This window comes from Azospirillum sp. (assembly GCF_035627195.1).
GTDB lineage: Bacteria > Pseudomonadota > Alphaproteobacteria > Azospirillales > Azospirillaceae > Azospirillum.
Genome location: NZ_DASPMG010000155.1, coordinates 48,452 through 62,429 on the forward strand (window position 1 = coordinate 48,452; position 13,978 = coordinate 62,429).

The following is a 13,978-nucleotide window of genomic DNA, read 5'->3' on the forward strand; positions in this document are numbered from 1 at the left end:
CTCTATGAGCCTTGCGTCTCGTGTCGGGCTCCCTGCAACGATGTTCTTAATGCCAATACCAACCCGAGAGTGGACGACCGCTACATTCCCCGTGGCTTTTATTCAGATGCTCAGCCAGGAGAGCCAGTGTTGATGTTCTTGGCGATGAATCCTGGAGGCGGGAGGGGTGGGTTACTCGAACCGCCTGGGTATTACGCAGTGAATCATCCTCGTAATGTTCTCGACGTTCATCGTGCTTTTCTAGATGAGCAATTTAACAGACCGAGACGAGGCTTCCATCGTAAGCTGAAATTACAGGTTTCCGCCTTCCTCAATGTACCGACTGAAGTCGCTATGAGGTTCGCCGTTTTTACGGAGCTTTTTAAGTGTACTACACCGGGTGACGGGATGGCCTCGCCACAAACGGTGGATCGTTGTGTAGAACTGCATCTGACTCGCGAAATTCGGGAATGGCAGCCGCTTGCGGTAATTCCGCTTGGAGAAGCTGTCCGAAATTGGATTGCCGAGCATCCCGCGGTCTTTCATGGGATACCGGTCATCCGTCTGATGCACCCGAGTTACTATGGGCGAAACGATGAAGAATTCCGGCAAGAAGCGGCGGCTGCCTTTGAAAGGCTTCCCATCGACACTCAAATAAGAATTCGTCAGATTTTGGCAGATGCTGAGCATGAAGAGCAATGTTACTTCTAGTAGTGTTTTCGTTGGCGAGAGACAATCGGGTTGAAGGACTAAATCTGTGCCTATTCCTGACTTCCAGGCCCTGATGCTCCCCGTGCTGAAGACCACCGCCGGGGGTGGCGAGGTTCGCATCGGCGATGTGGTGGACCAGCTTGCCGACGTGTTCGCCTTAACCGACGAGGAACGAGCCCAGCTTCTGCCGTCGGGGCGGCAGACGACCTTCGCCAACCGGGTCCACTGGGCGAAGAGCTACTTGACCAAAGCCGGGCTGGTGGACCTCACCCGGCGGGCACATTTCCGCATCACGCCGGCAGGCCGGGACGTGCTGAACTCGCCGCCGGAGCGGATCACCATCCGCTTCCTGGAGCAATTCCCAAGCTTCAAGGGCTTCCGCGACGGCGAGGCGGAAACGGCTGAGGCTGCTCAGAGTGCCGAGGTCGTGCTGCCGGTCGCCGAGAGTCCCTTGACCCCCGATGAGGTGATGCGGCAGGCCCATCTGCGGATCGAGGAGTCGCTGGCGGAGGAGATCCTCCAGCGGGTGCGATCCGGCACGCCTGCCTTCTTCGAGAAGACCGTGGTCCACCTGCTGATCACCATGGGCTATGGCGGTTCGGTCACGGAACTCGACAAGGCTCTGGTCGGGAAGTCTGGCGACGACGGCGTGGACGGCGTCATCGACCAGGACCCGCTCGGGTTGGACCGGGTCTATGTTCAGGCCAAGCGGTACGCCGACGGCAACACCGTCGGGGCGGGAGCGATCCGCGACTTCTTCGGCAGCCTGAACCTGTTCAAGGCGACCAAGGGGCTGTTCGTCACCACCTCGGCCTTCACCGCGTCGGCAAGGGAGACGGCCGACCGGTTGGGCACCCGCATCGTGCTGATCGACGGAATCCAACTGGCCAAGCTCATGATCCGGCACGAGGTCGGATGCAGGATCGAGGAGACCCTGCACATCAAGAGGGTGGACGAGGACTTCTTCGAGTAGCAGCCGGGCCTACGCCGGGAACGGGGCGAGCATCAGGTGGCCAAGGTCCAGTTCCGGGTAGCCGACTTTGGAGATCGCCTCCAGAAGGGTGGATGCCCGGAACCCCCGGCCGTAGAACTCGGCACTTTCCGAGCCCATATCGCCGTTGTCACCGGCCCAACCGCCAAGAGCCAGTGCAAGCTCGCGTTCAACCCGAGCCTCCCGGAGAGCATCGCGGAAATTGTGGCGGAAGCTATGGAAGCAAGTCCGGCCCGCCGATGCTCCTGCTTTCTGAAGGAAGCGACGAAACCACTTCGAGAATACGTCGGAGTAATATCCGGTTTTTGCCGGAAGTAGTTCCGGAAACAGTTTGGCGTTCCTCTTTCGCCGCTGCTCGCTGACGTATTCCTCGAATCCCGCCGCGAGCAGCGTCGGATGGACCGGGATGACCCGCTCGCTGCTGCCGGTCTTGAGCCGCTTATCGTCGGTCCCCTTGATCGCCTCGGCCGTGACGACGAAGCACAGAGTGCCGTCGATTACCCGGACATCCTCGGTGTTCATCTGGCAGATCTCGTTGAGCCGCATGCCCGAGAACAAGCGTACGCATCCGGTGAGTGACGCGGATGCGGATCGAAGCGGTCAGCGTCGCGTTCGGTGGATTTGGATCAGTTCCTTGAGGTTCTCGACGCCGTCCTCGGTCAGGGCGTAGAACCACTGCTCGCCTGGGCCGAACACGGTCAGGCAACCGTCCTCCGGCTCCAACTCGATGGCGATGTCGATCAGCCAATCGACGTCTTCGCCAAGGGTCTCAGCGACACGCTCCATGGTCACGAGGTTGCGGGTTCTGGCCATGGTCCGTCAGGTCGCTGTGGTTGTGTCGTGCAACCGCTTCCATTCCCAGGGCAACAACTCGTGCAGCCTGGTCTGCGGCAGATCGTTGATGCGGGCCAGGACGTCGGCCAGCCACGCCTGGGGATCGATGTCGTTCATCTTGGCGGTCACGATCAGGCTGTACATCGCGGCAGCGCGCTGTCCGCCGCGATCCGATCCGCAGAACAGCCACGCTTTCCTGCCGAGGGCGATGGTGCGTTCATTGCGCCCCTCTTCTTCAAGTGTCTGGAAACATTGAAAGTTGACCCTCGGAAGCGAGGCGGCACGGTTCTCCCTTCCGCCCGATGGCGGCAAGAACCCGTTGCTCCCGAAGGTCGGAGGCGCGGATCTGGTAGGGAGCGCCGGGCACGACCTGCTCGGCGACGATCAGGCCGGCATCCATAAGGCGCCGAAGTCGGTGGCGCGAGATGCCGAGCGCCGCGGCGGCCTCGTACTGGGTCAGCCATTCGCCATCCTTCTCGGCCGACCGATAAGCCCGGATGCCATGGACCCGGCGCAACGAGCTGACACGGTGCCCGGTCCAGGATTTCCCCTGCCCGGTGCGCATGCCCATCCGGTTCAGCTGCGCGGCGATGTCCGCATCCGACCAGCGCGTCGCCATGCTGCGGATCACCGCCATCGCTTCCTCCGGCGTCCGACAGCCGTGCTCCCCGGTTTGCGGTTTGGTGAAACGCAGCTGCGAGTGCTGGCCCCCGCGCCAGTGGATGGTGAGGATGACCTCGCGCGCCGCCTCGTCGACGTCGGCGATGATGTTGACGATCAACGTCCGCAGCAGCCGTTGACGCGCCCTGGTGGTCACCCCCGGCGCGTTCCAGGCGGCCTGCAGGTCGTCCGCCAGCCCGGCGAAGTCCGGCACCACGGCAGCCGGAACGGGAGCCGACACGGACGCGACCCGCGCCTCGCACGCCTCGACACGCTGAAGCGCCGCCTCCCAGTTCTTTTCCAACTGCGCGGCGATCAGCCGGTTGTCGGGATCGCAGGCGGCATAGCGCCGTTCCGCCAGCGCCGCCTCGTAGCGCGCCTTCTGAAGGTCCAGCTCCGCCATCCGCCGTCGTTCGGTCTGGTGCTCCATATGCCTCCGCTCAGCTTCCAGCGCGGCCTCGATCGCCATCGGCTCGACGGCCCGAAGAAGTTCGCCGGCGACCGCCTCGTCCACCCGGGAACTTCCGAACCCGAGGCATCGTGGCAGTCCGAGCATCTGGTTCGGGCGGTCGCAGCGATAGCCGGCCTGGCTCGGGCTGCGGCCACGGTAGGACACCGTCAGGCGCCGCCCGCACCGCGCACAGCTCAGGACGCCGACCAGCAAGGCGCGCCCGCCGCGCCCCGACTTCGCGCCGCCGACCCGGCCGTAGGCGTTGGCGGCGAGCAGCGTCTGGTTACGCTCGAACTCGTCCCAGTCCACGTAGGCCTCGTGGTGATCCTTCAGCAGAACCTCCCACTCTTCAAGCGGCTTGCCGTGGCCATAGCTCTTCCGCGCCCGCCCTTCGACGATTGCGGTGCGCTTCTCGCTCTTCCCGTAGACGTAGGCGCCGGCGTAGAAGGGGTTCTTGAGCACGCTGATGACGTTGCGGTAGCGGATCGGCGTCCAGTCGAAGCTGATCAGTCTCTTGCCGTCGGACGGCCGCGGGAAGCAGACCCCTTCCGCCGCCAGAGACAGCAGGACCTGGCGCGCGCTGCCCAGTTCCCGGAAGCGGGCGAAGATCAGGCGGATCACCTCCTGCACCCGCAGATCCGGATCGAAGCCCAGGCCGACCTCACGGTGCCAGATGTAGCCGATCGGCACGCTGATGCGCAGTTCGCCCCGCCGCGCCTTGCTGCGGGCGGCATCGAGCATCCGGGTGCGCAGCACTCCCAGTTCGAACTCGCTCATGCTGCCCTTCATGCCCAGCAGCAGCCGGTCGTTCGGCCGCCCTGGATCGTAGACGCCGTCCAGGTCGATGACCCTGGCCTCGACGAGCCCGCAGAGTTCGAGCAGGTGGTGCCAGTCCCGTCCGTTGCGGGCGAGCCGGGAGGCGTCGAGGCACAGCACGGCGCCGATCTCGCCGGCACAGAGCGACGCCACCAGCCGCTCGAACCCGGGGCGCGCCATGGTGCCGCTGGCGGAGCGCCCGAGATCGTCGTCGATCACCTCGACCCGACGGAACCCACGGCGCTTGGCCGCATCGACGAGTTCGTACTGCCGCCGCTTGCTCTCCAGGTTGGTCTGGACCTGCGCCGGGGAGGACTGGCGGACGTAGACCACGGCCTTGCGCTTGAGGACCGACGGCGGCAGGAGATCAGTGTTCGCCATCATCAAGCTCCCCGGTTCCGGCACCCGCGGCTTCCATCAGGAGAAGAGCCAGCTGCACCACCGCCTCGGCGCGATCGGCCGGGCTGATCGTCCGCAGCCTTGTGGTGTCGAAGGCCATGCTGAGCTGGCGCCGGGCCCTGGCCCGCCGTATTGATGCTGACGGCATCTTCATGTCGCTCCTCCCGAACGATGATCGCATCGTCCGGGGAGCTTCGCCTGAATCCGCCGTCGCTCAGCTGACGCTGAAGGCTGATGAGCGCTTCCGCCGTAACCCGCGGTGCGCCGAGTTCCATGCCGGCGCAGACGATCGGGTCCAGCATCCAATCGGGCAGCACCGTGATGATGCCGGGCGCCGCCTCGACAAAAACGAGGCGGCCGGTGGCGCGCGCCTCGCTCCACTTCACCCGGACGCGACGGCCATGCAGCGGATGCCAGCGGTAATGGATGTCAACATCCTGCCCGACATGGGCAGAATGGACGGGCGATGGCTTTGGGCCGGAAAAACAGCCTGTTCGCGGGCTCCGAAGGCGGCGGCCACCGCTGGGCGGTGATCGCCTCGCTGGTGGAAACCTGCAAGCTCAACGGCGTCGAACCCTTCGCCTATCTCCGCGATATCCTGGAGCGCATGGTGAACGGCTATCCCGCCAACCGCGTCGCCGAGTTGCTCCCGTGGAGTTGGAAGCCGGCCGTCAACTCCTGATCCGGTGCAATCACGCTCCGCTTACGGTCGCTCTTGGCATCAAGACCGTTCTCCTCAGCCAAGGGCATGAGGTCGTCGGGGTCGCCGCCACCGCTGAGCGCGCTTTGCATCTCGCCGAGCAGCACAGTGCCGACATGGCGCTCATGGACATCAACATCCGCAGCGCAATGAACGGCATTGAGACGGCCGCCCGTCTGAAGGAGCTCTATAACATGCCCATTGTCTTCGTTACGGCCCAAGCCGACAGCGCGACACGGGCAAAAGCAATGGCAATCAATCCCGTCGGCTATCTGACCAAGCCGTACACTGCGGCCGAGTTGACCAAAGTTGTCGCCGACGCACTTTCATCCCTCCATTCCTAAGGGCGTTCAATTCCTTGAAAGGCAGATTATGGTAGCGTTTCAGATACCAATCTGCCGCCACGCCGAAAGGCGCAAAGAAGGGTTAGGTACACACAAAAAGTAGGATATCGGGTGCTTTTCATGTTTTCTGCCATAACAGGTAAACCCCATATACCAAGTGATGCCCAGCCGCTTCTTCCTTCTCCTCTCCTTAGCGGTGCTGCCGCTGCTCGTGTTCGAGGGCGCCACACAGGTTGGCCTGCGTGACACGCGGGCAGTGGAGGCCCGCCAAGAGGCCATGCGCCTGTTGGACCTCGTGGCTTCTGAACAGCTGCGTCTGGTCGAGGACATCCGTCATGTCCTTGGCACCGTCGCATCGGTCGGAGGCGCCGAGCTTGGCGCTCCGGGCTGCCAAGCGGCCTTCGAACGCATGAAGCCGCACCTGCCCGACCACCTGATCGTCCAGTTTGCCGACCAGCAGGGCATCGTGCGATGCAGCACCAACAGCCGGGCCTTGGGTGCCTTTATCGGCGACCGCGCCAACGTGCAGCGGGCGCTCGCCACCGGAGCCTTCGCGGTGGGCGGCTACAGCATCGCGCAGGGTGTTGGTCACACCATTTTCACCTTCGGCCTGCCCTACACCGGCCCGGACGGGCAAACCGCCGGAGTGCTCACCGCGCTGCTCGACGTGCGTTGGCTGAAGGACTACTTGGCCCGCAAACCCATGCCGCCCGAGGCGGCGATCGTGCTGGCCGACCGGGATGGCACAACCCTCGCCCGCGTGCCCGAGATGCCGGGGTTGGTCGGCCAGCCGCTACCCCAGCAGTACCGCTTCATGTTGGAAGGCACGCAACGGGGTATCGCCGAGGTGGTGGGGATTGACGGCATCGAGCGCGTGGTGGCGTACTCGCCGGTGCGGGCCGATGTGGCTGACCTGATGGTCTGGGTCGGCTTAGGCAAGGACCACGCCATGCGGCCAGTAGAGCGGGCCATGTGGCGTACACTGGCGGTGTTCGTCGGGCTGCTCGGCTTGGCGGTGCTGGTGACCGTCTGGGCCGTGAGACACGTGGCCCAACTGCGCGAGGAGACGGTCCGGGCCGCCCTGAAGATGGCCACGGTGTTGGAGAGCACGAACGACGCCGTGATGGAGGTGGACCGTGACTGGCGGGTAACCTTCGTGAACGAGCGCGCCAAGTCCATCCTGGCACACCACGGCAACCTGCTGGGCCAAGTGTTTTGGGAGGCGTATCCTGAACTGGTCGGCACCGAGGCATGGTCCTGCTGCCAGCAGGCCATGGACGCCCAGGATGCCTGTGAGTTCGAGGTGATCGGACCGTGGTCGGGACGCTGCTACGCCGCACGAGCGTTCCCCTCCAAGGATGGCTTGGCCGTCTTTTTCCAGGACGTCACCGTGCGCAAGCTGGCCGAACAGGAACGCGAGCGGCTGACCCGGGAGTTGGACAAGGAGCGGACGCTGCTCAAGGGCGTGCTCGCGCATCTGCCCTCGGGCGTGTTCGCGGTCGCCGCGCCGGACGGTCGTTTCCTGCTGCACAACACGGCGGCTGAACGTCTCGTCCGCCATCCCGTCGGCACCACTTTCAGCATCGGCGACTACGCTGCGCATGGCGCGATCCATCCGGATGGTTCCCCGTACAAGCCTGGGGAGTACCCGCTGGCGCGCGCGCTGTTGCACGGCGAAACCGTGGTCCAGGAGGAGATGCTCTACCGTCGTGGCGACGGGACCTTGACCACCTTCGCCGTGAGTTCGGCACCGGTGCAGGACTCGAATGGGCGCACGGTAATGGCGGTCGCCATCTTCCATGACATCACCGAGCGCAAGCGCATGGACGAGGCGCTGCGCCAGAGCGAGGAGCGCCTAGCCTTCGCCCTCGCATCGGCACAGGCCGGAACCTTCGATACCGATCTGCGGACCGGCAGAATCCTCTGGTCCGAGGAAAGCTTCCGTCTGTTTGGCATGGAACCGGGAGAAGAGGGCATCAGCCTGGACACCTGGTTTGGCCTGATCCATCCCGATGACCGGGACCGCGTTCTGGCCGAACGGGAGCGAATCCTGCGCGAGGTAGATCCCCGCTATGATGTCGAGCATCGCGTGCTTCGACCGAACGGCCGCGCCGTCTGGGTCGCGGTGCGAGGGCGCTTTGTCTTTGGAGACGATGGGACGCCGATCCGGGCGAGCGGTCTGTATCTCGATATTTCCGCGCGCAAGACGGCCGAAGAGGCTCTGCGCCGAAGCGAGGAACGGCTGAACTTTGCCTTGAAGTCGGCCAGTGCGGGCACCTGGGACTGGGACGTCCCAAGCGGTGACCTGACCTGGTGCGGAGGGATGTATGCGCTGCACGGCCTCTCACCGGAGCGCTTCACACCGAGCTACGAATCTTGGTTGCCCTTCGTTCACCCGGACGACCGCGAGCGCGTGCAGAACACCGTGCTCTCGGCTCTGGCCTCGACAAGCGACGAGTACAGGATCGAGCATCGAATCTTTCATCCGCAGCGGGGCGAGCGGTGGCTGATGGGCGTCGGCCGGGTCTTGCGCGACCGCGGTGGTGCACCGCTGCGGTTGACCGGCGTCAGCCTCGACATCACCGCGCGCAAGCGCATGGAGGAGGCGCTGCGCCGGAGCGAAGAGAACTTGAGCCTCGCCCTCGCCTCGGCGCGGGCTGGAACCTTCGACTGGGACATGCGCTCGGGGACCGTGACATGGTCGGAGGAGAGCTACCGCATCTTCGGACTTGATCCCCAGCGCCACAAAGCCAGCTACGAGACTTGGCTGAGCATTGTTCATCCCGAGGACCGGGAGCGGCTGATCAACAAGAGACATGCTGACTTTGCCGCGCACCGGTCAGATTTCCAGTCCGAGTACCGCGTCGTTCATCCGGGCGGCCGGGTGCGCTGGGCCATGGCCATGGGCCGGATCACCTATGGCGAGCACGGTAGTCCGGTACGCGCCGTGGGCCTCGACATCGACATCACTGGGCGCAAGGAATTGGAGGAAGCCCTGGTCCACAGCCAGGAGCGCCTGAAGGACGCCTTGCTGGCCGCACGGGCCGGTTCCTGGGAGTTGGACCTGGGAACGGGTGAAGTGTTCTGGTCAGAGGAGAACAACGCGCTTTTCGGCCTGCCCGCGGGCACCATCGCCTCGGGCTACAATGTCTGGCTGGACGCCGTCCTCCCTGAGGATCGCGAGCAGGCGGACCATACGGTGCAGCATGCGCTGGCGACCGGCCAGGAGCGCTTCCAGGTCGAATTCCGTGTGTGTCAATCCAGACAGGAGGTGCGATGGCTTACCGGGATCGGGCGCATCCACCGCGGCCCTGACGGCCATTCTGTGCGCATCAGCGGGCTGAACGTCGACATCACCGAGCGCAAGCGCATGGAGGAGGATCTACGCAGTGCCAAGCAGGAGGCCGAGCGAGCGAGCTTGGCGAAGTCAAGGTTCCTTGCCGCGGCCAGCCACGACCTGCGCCAGCCCTTGCAGTCGCTGTTCCTGTTCGCTGCCGCCCTGCAGGGACAAGTGCAGACTGAGCGCGGTGCGAAGGCCTTGGACACCTTGGAGCGCAACCTGGAGGCTCTGAGAGGGTTGCTGGACAGCCTGCTCGATGTCTCGCGCCTTGACGCCGATGTGATCCGCCCGACCATCGAGGACCTGCCGATCGGTCCAGTGCTCGATCACATCGGTGCGTCGTTCGCACCGATTGCCCGAAACAAGGGCTTGGACTTCAGCGTGGACGTCCCACACCACGTGGTGGTGCGTAGTGACCGTCACCTGCTCGGCCGCATGGTCCGCAACTTGGTCGAGAACGCGATCAAGTACACCGAGTGCGGTGGCATCCGCCTGGTGTGCCGCGTCACCAATGGACACGCGCGCATCGAGGTGCACGACACCGGCATCGGCATCCCGCCTGACCAGCGGGAACTGATCTTCGTGGAGTTCCACCAGGTCGGCAACCCAGGACGGAGTCGGACCCAGGGGCTCGGCCTGGGGCTGTCCATCGTGCAGCGGCTGTCCAGGCTCCTGAACCATCCTGTGACCCTTCAGTCCACGCAAGAACAAGGATCGGTGTTCACGGTGGACATCCCGCTCGGCGAGACAGATGCGGTGCGCCCTGTCGAGCTATTTGCCGCGGTGCAGCCGGACGGCGCGGGGCGGCTGGCGGTGCTGATCGACGACGACACCGACGTGCTCCTCGGACTGCGGAACATGTTCCGTGACTGGGGGTACGAGACTGTCACCGGAACCTCGGTAGAGCAGACGCTGGAACGTCTTCGGGAGGATGGTCGCACCCCCGTCGCAATCGTCAGTGACTATCGTCTTGGAGAGAACCGCACCGGTATGGAGGCGGTGCGCCTTGTCCGCGAACAGGTTGGCAGCGTGGTGCCGGGCGTGCTCCTGACCGGCGAGACCGGAACCGGTCTTTACGCTGAAGCCGCCGAGCATGGGCTGGGCATTGTCATCAAGCCGGTGACCCCGCGCCAGCTGTACGAGGTTTTGAAGCAGTTCCTCGGTGAGGCGGCCTAGTTGTCCGGTGGTGAGACGTCCTTGGTGGCATACACCGTGAGCTGGGCGGCAACCTTGGCGTTCGTGAGGTCGCATGGACTGGGCGGCCGATAGGCCAGGTTGATAAGTTCGGGTTTGTCGGCGAGGCACTCCGGACAACGTCGTCGGGAGAGCGGCCGGTGAGGACCCGCTGTCGGCAGGCGTTGTAGGCGAGCCCGTAGCCGCGCGGCAGGCTCTCTAGGGCGTCGTGGGTGCCGATGCACATGACCAGCACCTCTCGCCCGATGCGGCCGTTGAAGCGTTCGACCATGCCATTGGTTTGTGGCGTGTTGGGCTTGGTCATGCGGTGCTGCACGCTGAGGGTCCGGCAGGCGGCCTCGAAGCCGTCGGCGGTGAAGCAACCGCTGCGGTCGGTCAGCACATGGGTGACCTGGAAGGGGAAGGCGGCGACGGCCTCTTTGAGAAAGGCGGTGGCGGCGGCTTCCGTCTCCTCGTCCTTGACCGCTAGGTGGACCATGCGCGATGCGCGGTCGATGGCGACGTAGAGGCAGCGTTTGCAGGGGCCGGAGCCGATCACGTGCAGTCTGGGCAGATGCTTGATGTCGATGTGCACGAAGCCGAGGTCGTACTCCTTGAACCGCTTGGTGCCCTTCTTGGGCGCCATAGCCGATGGGGCCGGGGGCCGGCCCAAGCCTTCCGCTTTCAGGATGCGGTAGATGGAGTCGCGATTGAGATGCGGCAGGAAATGGCGCAGCGTGAAGGTGAGATCGTCCAGGGCGAAGCCGGTGCTCCGGCGCAGCTCGCAGACGATGGCCCGTTCTTCATCGGAGGCTCTCCAGCGCGGGTGATGGGGCCGCGAGGTATGGTCCTGGACATCGTTCGGGCCGCGCTTGCGCCATTTGCGGATGGTTTCGGTGCTGACGCCGTAGCGCTTGGCCAGCACCCCCGAGGGCTCCGCGGAGGCGGCGATGGCGGCGCGCACGGCCGGTGTGGTGCGGGCGTTGGGGTGGATCTGGAACATGGCCGTTCCTTCCGGCTGGCCCCGAAGGGCTCCCGGTCGCCGCCATGGGGGGATTATGCCCGCCGCGATCGGCCCCTCAACCCTGGCCCTGGCGGGCCACCACCGGAGGCGGCTTTGGGGTTGACCGGCTGCCGCGCGGCGGGCGCTTGGGCCTTGTCTTCGCGACGGCAGAGGACACCGCGCCGCGATCCGCCTCACCGCCGGGCTGGGCCAGACGCCCTTTGATCCAGCAGCTGTCGTCCTGAATGGCCCAACAGACCGGGTCCCAACAACGTTCCGCCATCAAACAACTTAAGGCAGTGCGAAGGCGCAGTGACTGATCGTTGAAATTCATTACAATTTTGACGTTGACCCCCCAGGATTGTCTAACGCAGATCGATGATACGAGGGTATGTGCGTCTCCAGCCCACCGGGCGGTTCCCGTCCGGGGGCAGGGCAGCGCATGGAGGCAGACGTACCCTCGCATACAGCCACTGGTTGGTGTTTGAACGGAACAGGTGGCTTGGCTTACGCCGTGTGACGGCTGGGCCGGGCAGCACAGCGGGGCGATTGACACATGCCGGGAACATTCACGTATTACATTGGCGTCAATGGCGCTGGCGGCACCGGAAGCGTGAAGGTCAACGATGCCAGCACGTTGCTGTCGAGCTACGTGTCGACCTCATCTTCTTTTGATGTATACTACGACACGGCGACTTCCGTCTGGAGGTATCGGAGCGGGGCGACGATCCTCGCCCTGCTGGACAGCAATGGCGCCTCCCTTGCCGACCCGTCCACCTACTTCGGCATCGATCTCAACGGCTTCACCGGGATCTACACCTTCGCCGGCGCCGGGCTCAACGACACCATCGTCGGCGGCAACGGCGCCGACAGCCTGAGCGGCGCCGCCGGCAACGATTCCCTGTACGGCGGCTATGGCAACAACCTCCTCGACGGCGGCGACGGCAACGACACGCTGATCGGCCTCTTCGGGAACGACACACTGAGCGGCGGCGCTGGCAACGATTCGCTCTCTGGAAGCGACGGCTCCAACGTCCTCGACGGCGGCGACGGCGACGATACGCTGTCGGGCGGGTACGGCACCGATACGCTGAGCGGCGGCGGCGGCAACGATTCGCTCGCGGGAAGCGAAGGCAACAATGCCTTCGACGGCGGCGACGGCCATGACACGCTGTCCGCCGGATCGGGGGCCGACACGCTGTCCGGCGGCGGCGGCAACGATTCGATCGACGGCGGCAGCGGGAATGATCTGTTCGACGGCGGCGACGGCGCCGACACGCTGCTCGGCAACTTCGACCTCGACACCCTCGACGGCGGCGCCGGCAACGACAGCCTGGACGGCGGCGTTGCCGCCGACCTGCTGCGCGGCGGACTGGGCGACGACTATCTGTACGGCGGGTCGGAGTCCGACGTGCTGTCGGGCGGCGACGGCACCGACACGCTGTCGGGCGGCAACGGCACCGACACCTTGGACGGCGGCGACGGCAACGACGCGCTGTACGGCGGCAGCGACAGCAGCAGCGACGTCCTGAGCGGCGGGGCGGGCGACGACCGCGTCGACGACGGCTCCGGCTATGACACCCTGTACGGCGGCACGGGCAACGACACGCTGGTCGGCGGCGCGGATTACGACACGCTCTATGGCGGCGACGGCGCCGACGTGCTGTCGGGCGGCACCGGCTGGGACGTGCTGAGCGGTGAATTCGGCGACGACGAGCTCTATGGCGAAGCGGACAACGACAAGCTGTGGGGCGCCGAGGGGAACGACGGGCTTTTCGGCGGCGACGGCGCCGACACGCTGTATGGCGGCACTGGCAACGACACACTGTCCGGCGGCGCCGGGATCGATCTGCAGTACGGCGACGACGGCGACGACTCCTTCTGCATCACCATCTCCGAGTTGACCGGCGACACGCTGTCCGGCGGGGCTGGCAACGACCGGGTGATCCTCGACAGCGCCGGCGGCTCCTACACCTTCACCGGCATGACGCTCGACAGCGTCGAGACGATCAGCGGCTCCGCCACCAACGACACCATTGTCGGGCTGGATGGCGCGGGCTACGCCATTTCGGGGCGCGCCGGCAACGACAGCATCGTCGGCGGCAGCGGCAACGACACGCTGGTCGGCGGGCCGGGCATCGACGTCCTGGCCGGCGGCACCGGCGACGACGTTTTCGAGATCTCGTCGGGCTCCGACATCGGCACCGGCGAGGTCATCGACGGCGGCGGCGGCACCGACGCCATCCTCCTGAAGGGGGCGGGCAGCTACAACCTGTCCACCGCCAACTACATCGACATCGAAGCCATCACCGTCACCACCACCTCCGCCGTCACCATCAGCGCCGGCAGCGGCGCCGACAGCATCGTCGCCAACAACGGCGCCGACTCGCTGTACGGCGGGGACGGCAACGACAGCATGTCCGGCGGCGACGGCAACGACACCCTGTCGGGCGGCGGCGGCGCCGACGTCCTGGAGGGCGGCAACGGCGACGACCGGTTCCTGTTCACCGCCGGCGAACTGACCGGCGCCGCCGACACCCTGAGCGGCGGCAGCGGCACCGACACCATCGTGCTCGG

9 protein-coding genes and 3 pseudogenes are annotated in these 13,978 nt (G+C 65.3%); 6 read left to right on the top strand and 6 right to left on the bottom strand.

All coding sequences use genetic code 11. The features are described 5' to 3' along the window. The first annotated feature begins 69 nt into the window (after positions 1-69). Positions 70-690: a hypothetical protein gene (locus VED21_RS14460; RefSeq protein WP_324883115.1), complete on the top strand. Its 621-nt coding sequence runs from the start codon at positions 70-72 to the stop codon at positions 688-690. Between the two features lie 73 nt (positions 691-763). Next, positions 764-1,663 carry a restriction endonuclease gene (locus VED21_RS14465; RefSeq protein WP_324883134.1) on the top strand — a complete coding sequence of 300 codons (900 nt, stop codon included), beginning with the start codon at positions 764-766 and terminating at the stop codon, positions 1,661-1,663. A gap of 9 nt (positions 1,664-1,672) precedes the next feature. Here VED21_RS14465 and VED21_RS14470 read toward each other — a convergent pair whose 3' ends face one another. The 5 genes and pseudogenes from VED21_RS14470 to VED21_RS14490 form a co-directional block, all read right to left on the bottom strand. Next, positions 1,673-2,239 (bottom strand): site-specific integrase, encoded by a 567-nt coding sequence (locus VED21_RS14470; protein WP_324883117.1) that lies wholly within the window; start codon positions 2,237-2,239, stop codon positions 1,673-1,675. A 42-nt stretch (positions 2,240-2,281) separates the two neighbouring features. Continuing rightward, positions 2,282-2,494, bottom strand: coding sequence for a hypothetical protein (locus VED21_RS14475; protein ID WP_324883119.1), 213 nt, complete (start codon positions 2,492-2,494; stop codon positions 2,282-2,284). Between the two features lie 6 nt (positions 2,495-2,500). Continuing rightward, positions 2,501-2,731: pseudogene (locus tag VED21_RS14480) on the bottom strand (transposase domain-containing protein); the annotation flags it as partial. Between the two features lie 19 nt (positions 2,732-2,750). Next, a complete protein-coding gene (locus VED21_RS14485) occupies positions 2,751-4,826 on the bottom strand; it encodes a recombinase family protein (RefSeq protein WP_324883121.1) in 2,076 nt (691 codons plus the stop codon). After that, positions 4,810-4,995: a hypothetical protein gene (locus tag VED21_RS14490; protein WP_324883123.1), complete on the bottom strand. Its 186-nt coding sequence runs from the start codon at positions 4,993-4,995 to the stop codon at positions 4,810-4,812. The genes VED21_RS14485 and VED21_RS14490 overlap by 17 nt, the downstream gene beginning before the upstream one ends. Positions 4,996-5,301: 306 nt before the next feature. On the opposite strand from VED21_RS14490, the pseudogene VED21_RS14495 reads away from it, so the two are divergent. The 3 genes and pseudogenes from VED21_RS14495 to VED21_RS14505 form a co-directional block, all read left to right on the top strand. Then, positions 5,302-5,523: pseudogene (locus tag VED21_RS14495) on the top strand (transposase domain-containing protein); the annotation flags it as partial. Then, on the top strand, positions 5,493-5,885 hold the full coding sequence (locus VED21_RS14500) for a response regulator (protein ID WP_324883125.1): 393 nt from the start codon (positions 5,493-5,495) through the stop codon (positions 5,883-5,885). The pseudogene VED21_RS14495 and the gene VED21_RS14500, both read left to right, overlap by 31 nt. A gap of 160 nt (positions 5,886-6,045) precedes the next feature. After that, entirely contained in the window at positions 6,046-10,401 is a 4,356-nt protein-coding gene (locus tag VED21_RS14505) for a PAS domain-containing protein (protein WP_324883126.1), read from the top strand. On the opposite strand, the pseudogene VED21_RS14510 reads toward VED21_RS14505, so the two are convergent. Beyond that, positions 10,398-11,401: pseudogene (locus VED21_RS14510) on the bottom strand (DDE-type integrase/transposase/recombinase). The gene VED21_RS14505 and the pseudogene VED21_RS14510 overlap by 4 nt on opposite strands. Positions 11,402-12,014: 613 nt before the next feature. On the opposite strand from VED21_RS14510, the gene VED21_RS14515 reads away from it, so the two are divergent. After that, positions 12,015-13,978, top strand: a 1,964-nt coding sequence (locus VED21_RS14515; RefSeq protein WP_324883128.1) for a calcium-binding protein, incomplete at its 3' end; no start/stop codon positions are given.